We start from the raw sequence: 15,958 nt of genomic DNA, 5'->3' as shown, positions 1-15,958 counted from the left end.
GATATAGAAAATTACGGTTCTTCAACGTATTCAGAACTCAATATTATTCCTGCTAATAATCAAATAATAAAGGAAGATAATTGTATTTATATATTATACGAATATGTTTGAGTATTTTAATGAAGAAAAAAAATCTTGTGGTTGGATAATGGGGAAATGTGTTTTACGCTACGAACAAAAGACGGACTATGACCCTTTTGAACGTGATAATAATCAATATTTAGATTATATAATTGGATATGATGATAATGGAGAAGAATTACTACATACTTGCAATAAGGATTTTCTATCAAATTACTTCGTTCAAAAAGAAAATGAACCGTTAGAACTAACGCCTGTATTTTTTTCTAAAGATGTATTAAATAAGTATTATAACAACCCCAATAAATACACAGTTAGTGATGGTCTTATTACTTGTGATGGTTCATGGAGTTTAAAGGTTGATAATAATTGTAAAGAGTATGTTGTTGTAATGTTAGTTGATTTAGGAACATTAGATTATAAGGAACAATCCTATTGGAAAGGGTTTAATATAGCTCCACCCCATAAAGGATGCTTAAGTTATACAGCTTATCAACGATGGATTAATGGAGTTTGGTGTAATCCCATAAGCCTGATTTTGTATTTAAGCAGAAGTATAAATCTTTTAATAAGAAATGGCATGAAATATACGGTTGGTATTTGTTTCTACCTCTAATAAATGAAGATGAACATAGATTTAAAACATTACATTGCTTGACTACTTTAGATAACGAGCAGGATTTTGACGAGCAAATTTTATCTTTAGTAAAATTATTTATAGACTCTCTAAATCAGGAAGAATTAATAAAAAATGTCTGTATTGAGAAAAAAGAAGTAGTAGATTTTCTAAAAAGAAAGAAGTTTGATAGTTTGAAAGATGTTAAAGCTGGTATAGATAAATTTGAGCTATTTATTTTGTCCCAAAAATATCCAATTCCTGATATGTTTAACTTTTTAAGGAAATTGCAGGATTTACGCTCTCGTGATGTTGCTCATAGAAAAAGCTCTAATAAAAGTAATCGAAAAAGTATAGTTGATTTTTTTAATTTAGAAACTAAGCCTAAACAACAAATACTTGATGATATTTTTAAAGATGTAATAGAGACTATTTCAACATTAGAAGATTTGTTTATAAATGAAACCCCTAAAAATATAATACCGAAAAAATAGTTTTTTTTGTGCCATAATAAAAAGCAATCTCATTGAGGTTGCTTTTTTTATATACTTCTGTGTAGACTAATGAAGCCAAACGAGGACAAATGAAGCCACCCGTTCCCAAATCCTTAAATATACTCTATTTCATCCTTACTTTTACTTCCGAAATTTTTATTTACTCACTAAAATTCAAAAAGTTATGGATGTAAACACAGCCAACCAGTCCACCACTGACGAACAGATGATGGATATTCTTCTTGTACTGGATAAGGAGAAAAAGACAATCAGCGCAGTGAAAGGCGTGGATGAAAACGGGGAACTCCAAACCGTACCGCCGGAAAACAACAGCGAAATCCTGAAATTCGACCGTCACGGCGATTTCTTTTCCAACTTCTTTTCCAACATGATGAACCAGTTGAAGAACCCGACCCGCTTCAACTTCTTTAAAATCCCCAAGATTGAACTTCCCAAGATTACACCGATAATCAGGGACAACTTCGACCATCCGACCGCCAAGAATGAAGCGGAGATAGAACGTTACCGGGTAACACCCGAAACGCTGAAACAGGGGGTGAAGAATGAACAACCGAACCAAACACAACAGCAACCGCAGCAGGAAGCAACGGCACAAGCACCGCAGCAACCTGACAAAAGCAAGTATGTTATCGACCCTGACAAGGTGGACTGGGAAGCCCTGAAAAACTTCGGGCTTTCCAAAGAACAGCTTGAAAAGGCAAAGGCTTTAGAACCCATGCTAAGGGGGTACAAGTCACCCGGTGCGTTCTCCATCGTAGGAAACTACAATTCCGCCATTATGAAACTGGACGCACGCCTGTCTTTCCGGCATGATAAGGACGGGAATGTGGTTTTGGCGATACACGGCATCCGCCAAAAGCCGGAACTTGAACGCCCGTTCTTCGGGCATGAATTTTCCAAAGAGGATAAAGCCAATCTTCTTGAAACGGGCAATATGGGACGGATAGTGAACCTGAAAAACTATATCACGGGAGAAATGATACCTTCTTTCGTCAGCGTGGATAAGGTGACAAACGAACTGGTTTCCATGCGTGCAAGCAGCGTCCAAATCCCCGATGAAATAAAGGGTGTCAAACTTAGTAAGGAACAGCAGCAAGCCTTACGGGAGGGAAAGGGTGTATTCCTTGAAAACATGATTTCCAACCGTAAAAATCCTTTTTCCGCAACCGTTCAGGTCAATGCCGACAAGAAAAGTTTGGAATTTATCTATCCCAATGCCAAACAGTCACAGGAGCAACGGCAGAAACAGGAACAGCCGAACAACCTTGTCACCAGTGACGGTGTAACCATCCCCAAGAGCATTTCAGGAATAGAACTGACACGCCAGCAACAGCAGGATTTAGTCGATGACAAGACCATCTTTGTTGCCGGGCTGAAAGACAAGAGAGGGGTCGAATACGATGCTTATATTCAGGTGAACCATGACAAGAAGAAACTCGGTTTTTACAGCGACAATCCCAGTTTTGACCGTTCCGCCGTGAAAGAGATTACTCCGGCAAGCAAGAACCGCACACAGGTAGCAGTCAATTCGGAGGGCAAGACCAACGAAGCCACCAAGAAAGTGAAAGAACCTTTGAAAAAGGGTCAGGACAAGCCCACTGAAAAACAGAAAACCAAGCAGGATAAAAAGGAGAAGCAGGAGCAGACGGACAAACCCAAACAAAGCAGGGGACGCAAAAGATGATAGCGGTATTAATCCTTATCCCGGTTATCGGTTTCGTCCTGTTTCTCTTTGCCTGTTACAAAACGAACTGGAAAGCCATAGACGAGCAGAACCGACAATTTTATGTAGATGGCTATCACATCTATTATGACCGGAAAATCCTAAGACAAAAAGAAGTGGAACAATTAAAATCGAAATTAGAATGATTGCAGTAATCGGAGAAAAACCAAGCGTGGCAAGGGACATTGCCCGCATTTTAGGAGCGAGTGAAAAACAGGATGGCTACCTTTCAGGTAACGGGTATCTCGTTACCTGGCGTTCGGCCATCTTGTAGGATTGGCAATGCCGGAACTACGGCATACAGAGTTTCCGCCGGGAAAGCCTGCCCATCATCCCGGAGAGTTTTCAACTTACCCCCCGGCAAATGAAAGCGGATAAGGGGTACAAGGCTGACCCCGGAGCGTTGAAACAGCTAAAGGTAATCAAAGAGGTATTCAGCCAGTCGGACAAGATAATAGTCGCTACGGATGCAGGAAGAGAGGGGGAACTTATCTTCCGCTACATCTACCAGTATATCGGATGCAACAAGCCCTTTGTCCGCTTATGGATAAGCAGCCTTACGGACAAGGCAATCCGTGAGGGACTGCAAAACCTGAAAGCCGGTAGCCTGTATGATAACCTTTTCCTTTCGGCACAGGCACGCAGCGAAGCGGATTATTTGATAGGGATTAATGGTACACAGGCTTTAAGCGTGGCAGCCGGACAAGGAATATTCTCTTTGGGACGGGTACAGTCGCCCACATTGGCTATGATATGCACCCGCTTTTTGGAAAACAAGAACTTTGTCCCGCAAAAATATTGGCAACTGAAATTACAGTCGGCAAAAGACAATATCTCTTTTTCTGCCCTATCCGTAGAAAAACACGATGCACAGCAGACCGCCATCGACACACTGCAAAGGATAAAGGAAGCGGAAATGGTACGGGTGAAATCCGTAGAGCGTAAGGAAGTGAGCCAAGAACCGCCCTTGCTCTATGATTTAACTACGTTGCAAAAGGAAGCGAATACGAAACTGAATCTCTCCGCAGACAAGACATTATCCATCGCACAAAAATTATACGAGGGTAAGCTAATCAGCTATCCCCGAACCGGAAGCCGTTACATATCACAAGACGTGTTCGAGGAAATCTCGGAACGTCTTGTTAATTTGGAACAGTACACCCGCTTTGCCGGGTATGCAGCCGGGATGAAAGGCAAAGCCTTAAATTCCCGTTCCGTGAATGATGGCAAGGTAACAGACCACCACGCCCTGATAGTAACGGAAAACCTGCCCGACAAGATGGAAGCTGACGAACAGGCAATCTATGAACTGATAGCCGGACGGATGTTGGAAGCCTTTTCTGAAAAATGCGTCAAAGATGTTACCAGTGTAACGCTGGAATGTGCAGGGGCACTTTTCACGGTCAAAGGGTCTGTAACCAAATCTGCCGGATGGCGTGCCGTATTCGCAGAAAAAGAGGACGGGGAAGATAACGCCACTTTGCCTGTCATGCAGGACGGAGATAGTTTACCGCTTTCCGGCATTGAACTACTGGAGAAACAGACCAAGCCCAAGCCGTTACACACGGAAAGCAGTTTGCTTTCTTCAATGGAAACGGCGGGTAAGGAACTGGAAAACGCAGAACTGAAAGCAAGCATGAAAGATATGGGTATCGGCACGCCCGCAACACGGGCAGCCATTATCGAAACGCTGTTTTCCCGCCAGTACATCATCCGGGAGAAAAAGAACCTTGTCCCGACCGAGAAAGGGCTTGCTGTTTACAACATCATCCGGGACAAGAAAATAGCGGACGTGGAAATGACGGGTATGTGGGAAAATACGCTTGCCAAAATAGAAAGCGGGGAAATGAACCCCGACACATTCCGCAAAGGTATTGAGGTGTACACAAGGCAAATCACAGCTGAACTTTTGGATGTCCGGCTTTCTCTCGCTTCGGGTAATGATTGTACCTGCCCGAAATGCAAGACCGGACGTATTTTATTTTATCCGAAAGTCGCCAAGTGTTCCAATGTGGACTGTTCCGTTACCATCTTCCGCAACAAGAGCGACAAGCAGCTAACGGACAAACAGATTACCGAACTGGTGACGACCGGGAAAACCGGGCTAATTAAAGGCTTTAAAAGCAAGAGCGGTAAAGTCTTTGACGCTTCACTCGCTTTTGACGAACAGTTTAATGTTACTTTCGTGTTTCCTGAAAAGAAAAGCAAGTCGAAGAAATAAGCTGGAAATCGTTATATTTGCCACAGAAACTTTCATTATAGATAGATTTATAATTGAAATTTTTGTGGTTGAAGCACCCGGAGGGACACCGGGTGCTTTTTTAATCATTCTCCTTTATACTGGTAGGTCAGGCAAACTACCTGATTGTCTATCACCCGATGTCCGGTCAGTTCCCACTTCGACCCGAAAGTCTTTCCTATGAACTTGATACCGTCCCCCAACATGACAGGGACAATATACAGCGTTATTTCGTCCAGCAGGGACGCTTCAATCAGCGAGGTTATAAACTTACCGCCGCCAATGACCTGAATATCCGTCTCCGAACTTGATTTAAGTTCATTGATAGCCCGTAAAGGCACATCGGTAAGAAAGGTAACATTATCTTTACGAGTAACATTGGTGTCGTAATGGGACACTACAAAAGTCTTTTTACTTTTATACGGCCATCCGCCCCAATTCCTGAAAATCATATTATAAGTATTCACCCCAGCAATAAAAACAGAGGGTATTTCATAGGCTGCCGAAATCTCTTTCTTTATATTTCCGGGCATCCAGTTTAAATCTCCATCTTTTCGGGCTATAAATCCATCAAGAGAGATTACAATACAGGTTTTCAAATGTTTCATAAGTTGGTATCTAACAGTTCATATTTGCAAACTGTTCGCCAGTACATCCAAAAAAGAAGCGTGAACCCACGCTATCCCGACACAGAGGCACTGGTATACCTAAAAGACAAGATAGGCAAGTCCACGCCGTATGCACATACAGCATGAAACATTGCGCTTTGGGTCTTGTCTTTTTTGAAAATTACCAGTTTTCTGTGTCAAGACGTTCTGCGAACGTTATGTTATATATAAAAGTGAAGTTCTTTAACTTCAACTATTATCGTCTAATATGAAACTGTTGCAAATATACAGAAAGTCCCGGATATTCCCGAATCGGAAAAAGAAAATCCTGCCTTATCTCACGACAAAACAGGATTGAAAGCCATTAGAAAAGAAAAAATTAATCGGTTTTCTCCCGGATTAACTTGTGTACATCCGTTGCACGGTAATAACATCTGCCATCCAGCATAAGGAAAGGGAGTATTCCCTTTTTCCGGTAACGAGTTAGTGTTCGGGGAGCTACTTTCAGAAGCAGGCACAAGTCCTGATTATCCAGTAGTTCTTCCCCGTCCAAACAATTACGTCCGTTTATCACTCGGTCTATCTTCTTATCCTGCATATCGAACCTATCCATAATACGTTCCATCCATGCGGTAAAATCGTCTTTGTCTATATACATAAGGCTATCTGATTAAATTGAACCAATCATAAAATAACTTTGGTTGGACGGGTCTTTGATGATAATATCCTTTTCTCGCATGAAGCGGATATAGCTTTTTGCGGTGCGTTCTTTCACGTCCAAAATCTGCTGTATCTGTTCGCACAAGTCTATGTAGGTGATGTGTTCCTGTCTGCCGAACACGTCACGGGCAACCCCGACCAATTCCTTTTCCTTGCGTTTCTCTTTTTCCTCACGGGTCTTTTCACCCCTGTAAAGGTGCATTCCGGCTGCTTTGTCCCACGAAAAGAGCATTAAAGGAACATCCAGCGGGCTGCCATCCCTTACTTTCAGGGCTTTTACCACAGACATAGCCGGGTCTTCGTCTTTCTCTATCGAAAGGATAGCAGCCGCTTTGCGTTGCAGTTCCGAGCCTAAATGCCCCCGGAGCTTTAAGCCATTGGGAATAAAATGCAGCACGCAAATGATGCAGGTTTTATATATTCCTGCCAGTCGATACAATTCATCTATGATTGCCACGCTTTCCGCTTCGTCATTGGCACACCGCACAAGGTCAGCAATACCGTCTATCACCACTAACTGAATGCCATCGTACTGGTAATAATATCTATCCATGCTCTGAACAATGGCGTGAAGTCTTTCTTTACGAGACATACCCGTAAGGCAGAAAGCCTTAAATTCATCAGGCTTGTCTGTTTGTTTCGCCCTTTTTATCAAGTTAGTTACATTCTTGAACAGTTGTACTTCCGATTGTTCCGTATCATAAAGCAGGACGGCTTTATGTTTGGTATTTTCGCTTACATTGATACCCAGCGTATCAACCTGAACATTTGCCGGGCGGATTGAACCCGCCACAAGTGCAGCCACATAATTACTTTTCCCTGTTCCCTCTCCGCCTGTGATGCAACACAAGTTTCCCTGTGTTCCCAGTGGAACGTCACCCGCCGAAATAATTTCCTGCGCTTTTGCCGGAGGATTATTAAAATCAATCTCACACGATTTAAGCATAGTCATTGTTTCATTATAGATTGTATCTAAGAAGTCGATAAATAGCTTGATAAAGTTTTCCCGGCTGTTGCCTGCCCGGAAATAATCGGAAATATCCTTTTCCGTTTTAGTTCCCTGTAAAGGCAGTAACAACCGTTTCACCCCGTATTCACAGAGTTGTTTCTCATGCTTCTTTGCGCTTTCTGTTCCGGTCGCATCCATATCATAAAGCAATATGATATGTTTAAACCGGAACGTAAGTTTATAGATGATATTCGGCGGGACGGTTACCGTTTCACTGTTGAAACAAATCGCATGAAATCCCTTTGCAGCCAGTGAAAGGACGTCTTTTTCTCCACCTGTTATAAACAGGGTGTCGCCTTTGCTGGGTAGTTGTTCCAGTCCGAAACAATAATTCTCGCCGATGTTACCGCCATACAGGAAACGTGTTCTTGAAAACGGTCTGTACAGTTTGATAAAGCGTTTGCTTTTATACCCATAAATGGGTTCTTCCTTAGTGGAAGTATAGGAAAACGGATTACCCTCTGAATTTTCACTTTGGAACTGGACGACCGAACAGACTTTATACTGTTCCAGTATTTCAGGGGTTATGCCGTACTGTTGCCAGTATTCCAGTTCGGAAGCGGTAAATTTCCTCTCCTTAAATGTGTACGGTCTGCCAGTACATTCTACTGGAACAGGCACAGGCTTTTCCTGTTCTTTAAATGGTTGGGGTAGAGGTATCGGATTACCCTCTGAAATCCCCAACGACAAATCCCGGTCAATAATCTGCAAAATCTTGATGAAGTCACCTGAATTGTTACAATCCAACCCTTTGAGCCTGCCCACGAAAAAGAAACAGTCACCGGAATAACTGTCATTCCCGAAATCTTTCAATTTATAGGTATTGCTCCGGCGGTCGAAATAGATGTTACAGGACGCTTTGCTGTCCTCATACAACGGATTAAGGAAGTTACGACCTACCCGCCATGTACCAGAAATGTAGTATTTGAACACGTTCAGACCGTTATTTGTCCTTTCTAAGATTTCGTCTTTCCTTAACATATAGCTTGTGGTTGGTTATCAGGTTACGCATACATTCGTCATTGCTCTTTATCAAACGGCTTTCCAGCAGCCGCTTAATCTCTCCGATTTTATAGAAATTGCGTCCCCTGATGGTAGAGTAAGCAATTTCTCCTTTGGAGCGGAGCCGTTGCAGGGTACGGTCACTTATTTTCAGGAAAGTACATACTTCGTAACTATCCACCCAAATATCATCTTCATTCTCCTTACAGTCGTCCTGACGAGAAAATACATAATTGGCAATCACATTAATCTTTGCCATCAATTCCTTAAAGGCTTTTGTTTCTACGGTTATTACATCCATAATTATACTATAATTGTTTGGATGCAAAGGTGCAGGCTTTTCATAACCTAAACTTACAACCTATTTCCAAGTTGGAAGATTTATTTTTTGAGGTAAAATATAGGAAAACAGGGATAATAATAGGCTTTTGGATAGAATTATACCTTTAAAAACAGGAGATACAAAAACAACCAAGTTGGTAAGAACTTGGTTGTTTTTATTTATAGGTTATCATCTTCATCCATCTTTTTAAGCAGGCTTTTTATTAAGCTGTTTAGAAAAGAAGTCCGGTCTTTTTTTCGGTCTTTCATGGTTATGTAAGTTCGGTAATAGTCGCCTAAGTCGATTTGAAACGATGCTTCCATAAAAGTCATAATTTCTTTTATATCCGTTTGTCCGTTATTCAAGACACCCGCCGCATAGATAGCGTAGCCTAATTCTACGGCAGCTATTTTTGTTGCAGTCCACCGAAAAGGATGTTCCGGTAAAAAAGACCGACTTTTTGCGATGATTGCTTGCTTATCAACTCCATGTAACTTTTTATTCAGATAAATACAAAGCATATCATTCGCTAATATTTGTGCTGCTTTGTGGTCGTAACAAGTAGAAAATTCCGGGTCACGGTCATAAGGCACACAATTTGGACACAGCTTAAAATCAATATGCCCCCGTACAAAATAATGACTATCTAAGTGGGTTGCTTTAGAACGGTAATATTGGTAAAAATCCAAATTACTTTCAAAATAGGAAGTCAATTCATCCAATCTGTCGTTATAATACTTTTTTAAGACTTCAATACTTCCATGTGGCTTTCGCATTTCGGTATTGTAAATCTCTGTAAAGTATAATAATCTACTCAATACTTCCGGTTTGATGTGTTTGAAGAAATAAATTTCTTCTTCCTTGCTACTGAAAGGATGATTGACAATATATGTCCTCAAATCTTCGAGTGACCGTTGCAGGAACTCTACGACATCGAGAACTGCCTCTATTGAAATATTCCAGTTATCAACATCTATTTTTTCATAGATAGCACAGTCTATGTTTCTTATAAATTCTTCAAAATCAATTTCATTGTTCATGTTATAACGGTTGTCTTAATGCCGAAAAATGTATCTTTATTCTGACTTTTGTAAAAGGCAGAATGCCGGAAATGTTAGAAACAAACATTTCCAGCACCAAGCCTTTTTGCGATAAAGTTAGATTAGGACTTTTGTCCTATTATTATTTTGTAGCCGGAAACCAGCTTCGTGTATTATTGGCAATCCTTACTAACATCAACATTACCGGAACTTCAACCAGCACACCCACTACCGTAGCCAATGCAGCCCCGGATTGTAAACCAAAAAGAGAAATAGCCACAGCAACCGCCAATTCAAAGAAATTACTTGCCCCAATCATTCCGGCAGGTGCAGCAACATCATGGGGTAATTTCCACCATTTTGCCCATCCGTAAGCAACGAAGAATATCAGAACCGTTTGCAATACAAGCGGAACTGCAATCAATAAGATATGCAGGGGATTGTTCAATATCGTTTCTCCCTGAAATGAAAACAGGATAATAAGCGTTAAGAGCAGTCCACCTACCGTATAATTATCAAATTTCTTAATAAATACATTATTGAAATAGTCCACTCCTTTGCGACGAATAACCATTATACGGGTAATAACCCCGGCAGCAAGTGGTATCACAACAAATAATACTACGGATAACAACAGGGTGTCCCACGGAATAGATACGCCGCCAACCCCTAAAAGGAAAGCTACAATAGGCGCAAATGCTACTAATATGATTAAATCGTTTACCGCAACCTGTACCAGCGTGTAAGCGGCATCGCCTTTCGTTAAGTAACTCCACACAAATACCATCGCCGTGCAGGGTGCAGCCCCTAATAATACCGCCCCAGCTAAATATTCTTCGGCTAACCCGGCAGGTATAAAGGTTTTGAAAACCACATAGAAGAATAAATAAGCTATTCCGAACATGGTAAACGGTTTTATCAGCCAATTTGTAACGCACGTAACTATTATTCCTTTCGGACGCCTGCCTACATTCTTAACGCTTTGAAAATCCACTTTTAGCATCATCGGATAAATCATCAACCAAATCAGGATAGCCACAGGTATAGACACATTGGCATATTCAAATTTGCTTAATGTTTGCGGAATTGCCGGAAGCCATTGTCCCACAGCAATTCCAATAATGATGCACAAGGCAACCCAGATAGTCAGGTATTTTTCAAAAAATCCAATTCCTTGTTTCTTTTCCATAACAACAACTATTTAGCTTAATTGTGGTTTTAATTCGTTCAGGTAGAAGTCATAGAAACGGGCTTTTATTTCATCCCGTACCCGATGAAATTCACTGTTTATAAACTCCGGCGTTCCGGTTGCTTCTGATGGGTCGTCAAATCCTATATGCAGTCTGTTTCTTACTTTACCCGTAAACATCGGGCAGCTTTCGTTTGCCCCACCGCAGACCGTAATAACATAGTCCCATTCCTGCCCTGTATATAGGTTTACACTTATAGGGGTATGGTGGGTTAAATCTATACCCATTTCATCCATAACCTTTACCGCCATCGGATTGACCTTTTCAGCAGGTTTTGTTCCTGCTGAAAAGACATTCAGTTTATTGTCAAATGATTGCAAAAAGGCATGTGCCATTTGACTGCGACAGCTATTCCCTGTACAAAGAATTAAAATTTTCATGTTTTTAATTATTTTTCCAAGCTATTAGGGCAGCATTTCCCTTTGACAATTCTTCTACTTTCTTAATCCAAATTAATTCATTTTGCGCCTTTGCCCGCAAGAAAGAATTTTCGGTGTCAGTTAATGACAGGCAAGCATTTACAACCCACCATTTATTATTAATCCCGGCACGTTGTAAATCCATTTGCAAACGTTCGGCTTCAAATACGGGTGTTGCTTCGGGCAGGGTCACAATAACGACTTCTGTTTCCTGCTGATTTCTTAAACGTGGTAACAGTTTTCTTACCGAAGCGGGAGTATCGCCATGTGTACGTTGCACTTCTTTATGGTAACTTTCCGTTGCATCCAGCAATAACAAAGTGTGTCCAGTAGGTGCGGTATCAATTACAACGACTTCATTTTCCGCTTTATCGACAATTTCAGCGAAAGCCCGGAATACTGCGATTTCCTGCGTACACGGTGAACGTAAATCTTCCTCTATATATTCCATATCTTCGGCAGTCATTGTTTCCGCAGCTTTACTACGAACCTCGTTTTTATAGGCTTCCAATACTTCCGCTTCATCAATACGGCTTACTGTAATGCCCGCCTGAACAGCAAGGTTATAATTCAGATGGTTTGCCGGGTCGGTGGTGGTAAGATGTACCTTTGCGCCCAGTTTTGTTAATTTCAGGGCTATTTCAGTGGCTAAAGTGGTTTTTCCCACGCCGCCTTTTCCCATAGTAAAAACAACCCTTTTCCCTGACTGATAAAGGTCGTTTACCAGTTCATCTAACCCTTTGGCATCGGTAATCCGCTGATAATTCGCATCATTTGTTAAATTATCATCGTGAAGCATCCGGCGGATATTCGCAATATTAGATAAATTGTATGACCGTAAAGGAACATAATAAGACGGATATGCCAGCAATTCCGTAGGGGTCTGTTTCAGGGCGTTTTGCTGTCTGTCATATATTTGTTTCGATACGCTGTCGGCTTCATCTAATTGCAGCAGAAGCCCGTTAATTACCAATAGCTGGTTTTTAATTCCCAGTAATTGCAATTCGTGTGAAGAACGTGCGGCTTCTTTTAATGGTGCGATTTCGGGACGACTAACCAACACTAAGCGGGTTGCGTTTGCATCCGAAAGTGTTTCTACTGCCTGCTTATAGATACCTTTCCGTTCTTCTAAACCGGATAATTGACCTAAGCAAGATGCACCGTGCGTACTTTCACTGATAAACGTACTCCACGCTGATGGCAGTTGTAACATTCGTAACGTGTGTCCCGTAGGGGCTGTATCAAAGATGATATGGTCGTATTCCTTTGCTTTATTAGCATCCGTGATAAAATCGGAAAACTGGTTAAAAGCCGCAATTTCTACCGTGCAAGAGCCTGAAAGTTGTTCTTCCATATTCTGAATAACACTTTCGGGCAGTTGTCCCCGGAAAGGAGCGATAACGCTTTCCCTGTATTCGGCTGCGGCTTGTTCCGGGTCGAGATTAACGACTGTTAAGCCGGGGACTTCTTGAATATCCGTGCCGTGTCCGTTCAGTGTTTGATTAAACACGTCTTGCAAGTTGGAAGCCGGGTCTGTACTGATAAGAAGTATTTTCTTTCCATTATCTGCCAAACCTACCGCAGTAGCACAGGCAATAGAAGTTTTTCCTACACCGCCCTTTCCGGTAAAGAAAAGGTATTTTGTCAAATCTATATCTGATAAATTAAATGTTTTCATTTTTATATAATTAGCTGGTGAATACTCATTTTACTGGCATAAAATCCAAATTGATACCTGTCCATTCACTCATTTGTTTGGTGGTAGGATAGGTTTGTGAAACAGCGATTTCTCCGTCCACTAAAGTAATTGGCAAAGCATCCGCCCCATGTTTTTGCAGATACTCATTTACCGTTTTATTACTTACGTACACTTGCGGTTCATCACGTAAATTGTGGCGGGTAACGATGATACCCTGTTTTTTCAATGTTTCAATAACCACTGCAATACGCATTAATTCCGGGTCGATATTTGTCCCACAAAGACCCGTAGGGCAACACATTGCCGGGTCGAAAATTTCTATCTTTTTCATACTGTTTTTATTTAAAATGATACTCTATGTTTATTTATAGATAAAAGACTACTGCATAATAAATTCCTACCGCAATAAAGAGGATGGCAACTATTTTACGAAACCATTTCTCGAATATTTGCATCCGGTTATAAAACTTACCCAGTCCGGCAACACTGTACGCTAAAATCCATGCAACAAGGATTACGGGCAATCCCGTAGCAATAGCGTAAATTACAGGTAAGAGATACCCGCCCGTTTCTGCTGCTGACAAGGGCATAAGCATACCGAAATAAAACACTCCACTGGTAGGACAAAAAGCAAGGGCGAATAAAATACCCAATAGCATAGCCCCCCAACCGCCTTTAGTCCTCTTTTTCAAACTTTCACCGCCGATATTGATTTTCGGCAAATTGAGTTTTATTATATCGAGCATAAATATTCCAATGATGATTAACGCCGGAGCAATCAGCATTTCCCCGTATTTGCTTACAGCTTTTTGAACCATAAACATACTTGCCCCCTCACGGAGAATAGGAATAAGGATAAAGCCAAGAACTGTATAGCTTACTATTCTGCCGAAAGTATAAAGCAATCCGTTTATAAATATTCGGTGACGGTTTTCTATGTCCTTGCTAATAAATCCTATTGCCGTTATGTTGGTCGCTAACGGGCATGGGCTGACTGCCGTTAAAATCCCCAATATAAAAGCTGTAATAGCAGGAATAGAACTGTTATCTAATAGCGATTGAAGAAAATCCATCTTACAACTGTTTTAACAATTCGTCAATCTTGCTTTTAATTCCCTCTTTAAACTTGTCCGGTGCATTTTTCGCATTGGAAAAACTAAACTCGGTCATGTTGTTTACATTCTCTTTGCCGTCTTTCCAGCCGTTTACGAACAAAGACGACCATGTAACTTCGTACTTGTCTGCAATCGCTTCATTTTCTTTCTTTGAAATATCTATCACTTTGTAGATAATTTTACCGTCTGCTTTTTCTTTTGAATAAAGGCTATCCAAAAGGGCTACTGTATTTGCTTCTATCGCCCGGCAAGTGATACACCGTTGCGCTCCATGAAAATAAAGAACTTCTATGCGGTTAGTCTGTATTTCTTCCGCTTGGTTTTCTCCGGTCTTTTTCTTTGAACCATTACCACAGGAAACTAAGACCAGCGTTGCAATCAGTAGATAAAATAATTTTCTCATAGTTCATTTTTATTTTGTTATTAACTCTTTCACTTCTGCAAGAGATAACTTTTTTCCGGCTGATACGACTTTCTCGTCAATCACCAAAGCCGGAAGCCCTAAAATGTTATACTCCATGATTTTCAATAAATCTTCCTCTTTGATAAGGGTTGCATCGCAACCTAATTCTGAAATAGCTTGTTTGGTGGTTTCGTACAAGGCTTTACAGCTTGAACACCCAGTTCCTAATACTTTAATTTCCATTATCATTCTACTTTAAAGTTAATATAATAATCGTAATTCGTAGAACTACGAACATTAATTCCAAAAAAAAGGTACTGCTATTCACAGCACGATGTACCTTTACATTTGCAATCCCCTAAAAAAGCTGCAAACAATTTTCGGGCAAGTTCCCAATTCTCACGATTTATACAATACCGGACTTTTGGCGTTTCTATTTCTCCCTGAATTAGCCCTGCTTCTTTCAGTTCTTTCAAATGCTGCGAAACGGTTGCTTTAGCGATAGGCAGTTCTTCGTGAATATCACCGAAGAAGCAACTATCTTGTTTTGCCAAAAAAGCAAGAATAGCCATTCGTGCCGGATGCCCCATTGCTTTGGCAAAACGAGCAATCTGTTCCTGCTCTGCTGTGTACTGTTTCTCTTTCACTTCAATTCTCCTTTCTTATTTGTTGTTCGCAAAACTACGAACAATATTTTTAATAGCCAAATTTTACGGCATATTTTTTTCGGATAGGTGCAAGGTGCAAGTATATATCTATATATATAGCTTGCACCTTGCACCTAAGTTGAAATATTAATAATCAAACACTTGCATAATTCAAAACGAATGCGTATTTTTGAACCCAAGATAAATGGAGACAGACATCTGCCAAAAGCAGACAGAAACGCATAAAAAAGTCAGTGTCCAAATCGTACCCCCTTAAAAGGGTAAAGATAGATAAAATATTGATATTTAGGACTGTGAACCGGATGGGTTAAAGACCCAGGCGGATCACTGAAAACAAAAGAAAAATCAAGCAAATCCCTGATAATCAGATATTGTCAGGGATTTATTTTTTTCTGGCAGGTAGCAGAAAATAGTCGAAAGGGATCACCCCGAAAAATTGTGGAGCTATGCATATATATTTTTGAGTCTAAATAAAAAGTATGATATATTGTTCACCCCTCTAAGCTGTGCTCTAAAAGCTTTAATTTTA

General features: G+C 40.8%; 17 protein-coding genes and 1 pseudogene. 5 read left to right on the top strand and 13 right to left on the bottom strand.

Going from position 1 to position 15,958, the window contains the following annotated elements; all coding sequences use genetic code 11:
- Positions 1-103: 103 nt before the first annotated feature.
- The 5 genes and pseudogenes from DW083_RS23240 (at position 104) to DW083_RS21105 (ending at position 5,156) form a co-directional block, all read left to right on the top strand.
- Positions 104-697 carry a hypothetical protein gene (locus tag DW083_RS23240; RefSeq protein WP_233552327.1) on the top strand — a complete coding sequence of 198 codons (594 nt, stop codon included), beginning with the start codon at positions 104-106 and terminating at the stop codon, positions 695-697.
- Between the two features lie 38 nt (positions 698-735).
- Positions 736-1,191 carry a hypothetical protein gene (locus DW083_RS23235; RefSeq protein WP_233552326.1) on the top strand — a complete coding sequence of 152 codons (456 nt, stop codon included), beginning with the start codon at positions 736-738 and terminating at the stop codon, positions 1,189-1,191.
- Between the two features lie 184 nt (positions 1,192-1,375).
- Entirely contained in the window at positions 1,376-2,896 is a 1,521-nt protein-coding gene (locus tag DW083_RS21115) for a DUF3945 domain-containing protein (protein ID WP_122333758.1), read from the top strand.
- A complete protein-coding gene (locus DW083_RS21110; RefSeq protein WP_028897906.1) occupies positions 2,893-3,081 on the top strand; it encodes a hypothetical protein in 189 nt (62 codons plus the stop codon). The genes DW083_RS21115 and DW083_RS21110 overlap by 4 nt, the downstream gene beginning before the upstream one ends.
- Positions 3,078-5,156, top strand: a pseudogene (locus DW083_RS21105) (DNA topoisomerase 3). The gene DW083_RS21110 and the pseudogene DW083_RS21105 overlap by 4 nt, the downstream one beginning before the upstream one ends.
- 104 nt (positions 5,157-5,260) lie before the next feature.
- Here the strand turns inward: DW083_RS21105 and DW083_RS21100 are convergent.
- The 13 genes from DW083_RS21100 to DW083_RS21040 form a co-directional block, all read right to left on the bottom strand.
- A complete protein-coding gene (locus tag DW083_RS21100) occupies positions 5,261-5,782 on the bottom strand; it encodes a dihydrofolate reductase family protein (protein ID WP_182127202.1) in 522 nt (173 codons plus the stop codon).
- A 379-nt stretch (positions 5,783-6,161) separates the two neighbouring features.
- Positions 6,162-6,440, bottom strand: coding sequence for a helix-turn-helix domain-containing protein (locus DW083_RS21095; protein WP_007483899.1), 279 nt, complete (start codon positions 6,438-6,440; stop codon positions 6,162-6,164).
- 12 nt (positions 6,441-6,452) lie between these two features.
- Positions 6,453-8,492, bottom strand: coding sequence for a bifunctional DNA primase/helicase (locus tag DW083_RS21090; RefSeq protein ID WP_122333757.1), 2,040 nt, complete (start codon positions 8,490-8,492; stop codon positions 6,453-6,455).
- Complete coding sequence (locus tag DW083_RS21085) at positions 8,455-8,814, bottom strand: helix-turn-helix domain-containing protein (protein WP_028897910.1); 360 nt, start codon at positions 8,812-8,814, stop codon at positions 8,455-8,457. The genes DW083_RS21090 and DW083_RS21085 overlap by 38 nt, the downstream gene beginning before the upstream one ends.
- A gap of 200 nt (positions 8,815-9,014) precedes the next feature.
- Entirely contained in the window at positions 9,015-9,875 is an 861-nt protein-coding gene (locus DW083_RS21080; RefSeq protein WP_122333756.1) for an RteC domain-containing protein, read from the bottom strand.
- A gap of 142 nt (positions 9,876-10,017) precedes the next feature.
- Positions 10,018-11,064, bottom strand: a complete 1,047-nt coding sequence (arsB, locus tag DW083_RS21075) for an ACR3 family arsenite efflux transporter (RefSeq protein WP_122333755.1) — start codon at positions 11,062-11,064, stop codon at positions 10,018-10,020.
- 12 nt (positions 11,065-11,076) lie between these two features.
- Positions 11,077-11,505, bottom strand: coding sequence for an arsenate reductase ArsC (locus DW083_RS21070; RefSeq protein WP_122333754.1), 429 nt, complete (start codon positions 11,503-11,505; stop codon positions 11,077-11,079).
- Between the two features lie 4 nt (positions 11,506-11,509).
- Positions 11,510-13,222 carry an arsenical pump-driving ATPase gene (gene arsA / locus DW083_RS21065; protein ID WP_122333753.1) on the bottom strand — a complete coding sequence of 571 codons (1,713 nt, stop codon included), beginning with the start codon at positions 13,220-13,222 and terminating at the stop codon, positions 11,510-11,512.
- Between the two features lie 25 nt (positions 13,223-13,247).
- Positions 13,248-13,574: an arsenite efflux transporter metallochaperone ArsD gene (gene arsD / locus DW083_RS21060; RefSeq protein ID WP_005800952.1), complete on the bottom strand. Its 327-nt coding sequence runs from the start codon at positions 13,572-13,574 to the stop codon at positions 13,248-13,250.
- A 34-nt stretch (positions 13,575-13,608) separates the two neighbouring features.
- Positions 13,609-14,316 carry an aromatic aminobenezylarsenical efflux permease ArsG family transporter gene (locus DW083_RS21055; RefSeq protein WP_005800951.1) on the bottom strand — a complete coding sequence of 236 codons (708 nt, stop codon included), beginning with the start codon at positions 14,314-14,316 and terminating at the stop codon, positions 13,609-13,611.
- A gap of 1 nt (position 14,317) precedes the next feature.
- Positions 14,318-14,761, bottom strand: a complete 444-nt coding sequence (locus tag DW083_RS21050; RefSeq protein WP_028897915.1) for a nitrophenyl compound nitroreductase subunit ArsF family protein — start codon at positions 14,759-14,761, stop codon at positions 14,318-14,320.
- 9 nt (positions 14,762-14,770) lie between these two features.
- On the bottom strand, positions 14,771-15,004 hold the full coding sequence (locus DW083_RS21045; RefSeq protein ID WP_005800948.1) for a thioredoxin family protein: 234 nt from the start codon (positions 15,002-15,004) through the stop codon (positions 14,771-14,773).
- 77 nt (positions 15,005-15,081) lie between these two features.
- Positions 15,082-15,408, bottom strand: coding sequence for a helix-turn-helix transcriptional regulator (locus DW083_RS21040; protein ID WP_028897916.1), 327 nt, complete (start codon positions 15,406-15,408; stop codon positions 15,082-15,084).
- Between the last annotated feature and the right edge of the window lie 550 nt (positions 15,409-15,958).

The sequence above is a fragment of the Parabacteroides sp. AF48-14 genome (assembly GCF_003477465.1).
Classification (GTDB): Bacteria; Bacteroidota; Bacteroidia; order Bacteroidales; family Tannerellaceae; genus Parabacteroides; species Parabacteroides acidifaciens.
The sequence above is the reverse complement of the archived record's forward strand: the minus strand, read 5'-3'. Positions and strand labels throughout refer to the sequence as shown.

Excerpts from the sequence above, each read along its gene's own strand:
- DW083_RS23240 (WP_233552327.1), top strand. The coding sequence starts at position 104 with ATGTTTGAGTATTTTAATGAAGAAAAAAAATCTTGTGGTTGGATAATG.
- DW083_RS21115 (WP_122333758.1), top strand. The coding sequence starts at position 1,376 with ATGGATGTAAACACAGCCAACCAGTCCACCACTGACGAACAGATGATG.
- DW083_RS21110 (WP_028897906.1), top strand. The coding sequence starts at position 2,893 with ATGATAGCGGTATTAATCCTTATCCCGGTTATCGGTTTCGTCCTGTTT.
- DW083_RS21100 (WP_182127202.1), bottom strand. The coding sequence starts at position 5,782 with ATGAAACATTTGAAAACCTGTATTGTAATCTCTCTTGATGGATTTATA.
- DW083_RS21095 (WP_007483899.1), bottom strand. The coding sequence starts at position 6,440 with ATGTATATAGACAAAGACGATTTTACCGCATGGATGGAACGTATTATG.
- DW083_RS21090 (WP_122333757.1), bottom strand. The coding sequence starts at position 8,492 with ATGTTAAGGAAAGACGAAATCTTAGAAAGGACAAATAACGGTCTGAAC.
- DW083_RS21085 (WP_028897910.1), bottom strand. The coding sequence starts at position 8,814 with ATGGATGTAATAACCGTAGAAACAAAAGCCTTTAAGGAATTGATGGCA.
- DW083_RS21080 (WP_122333756.1), bottom strand. The coding sequence starts at position 9,875 with ATGAACAATGAAATTGATTTTGAAGAATTTATAAGAAACATAGACTGT.
- arsB (WP_122333755.1), bottom strand. The coding sequence starts at position 11,064 with ATGGAAAAGAAACAAGGAATTGGATTTTTTGAAAAATACCTGACTATC.
- DW083_RS21070 (WP_122333754.1), bottom strand. The coding sequence starts at position 11,505 with ATGAAAATTTTAATTCTTTGTACAGGGAATAGCTGTCGCAGTCAAATG.
- arsA (WP_122333753.1), bottom strand. The coding sequence starts at position 13,222 with ATGAAAACATTTAATTTATCAGATATAGATTTGACAAAATACCTTTTC.
- arsD (WP_005800952.1), bottom strand. The coding sequence starts at position 13,574 with ATGAAAAAGATAGAAATTTTCGACCCGGCAATGTGTTGCCCTACGGGT.
- DW083_RS21055 (WP_005800951.1), bottom strand. The coding sequence starts at position 14,316 with ATGGATTTTCTTCAATCGCTATTAGATAACAGTTCTATTCCTGCTATT.
- DW083_RS21050 (WP_028897915.1), bottom strand. The coding sequence starts at position 14,761 with ATGAGAAAATTATTTTATCTACTGATTGCAACGCTGGTCTTAGTTTCC.
- DW083_RS21045 (WP_005800948.1), bottom strand. The coding sequence starts at position 15,004 with ATGGAAATTAAAGTATTAGGAACTGGGTGTTCAAGCTGTAAAGCCTTG.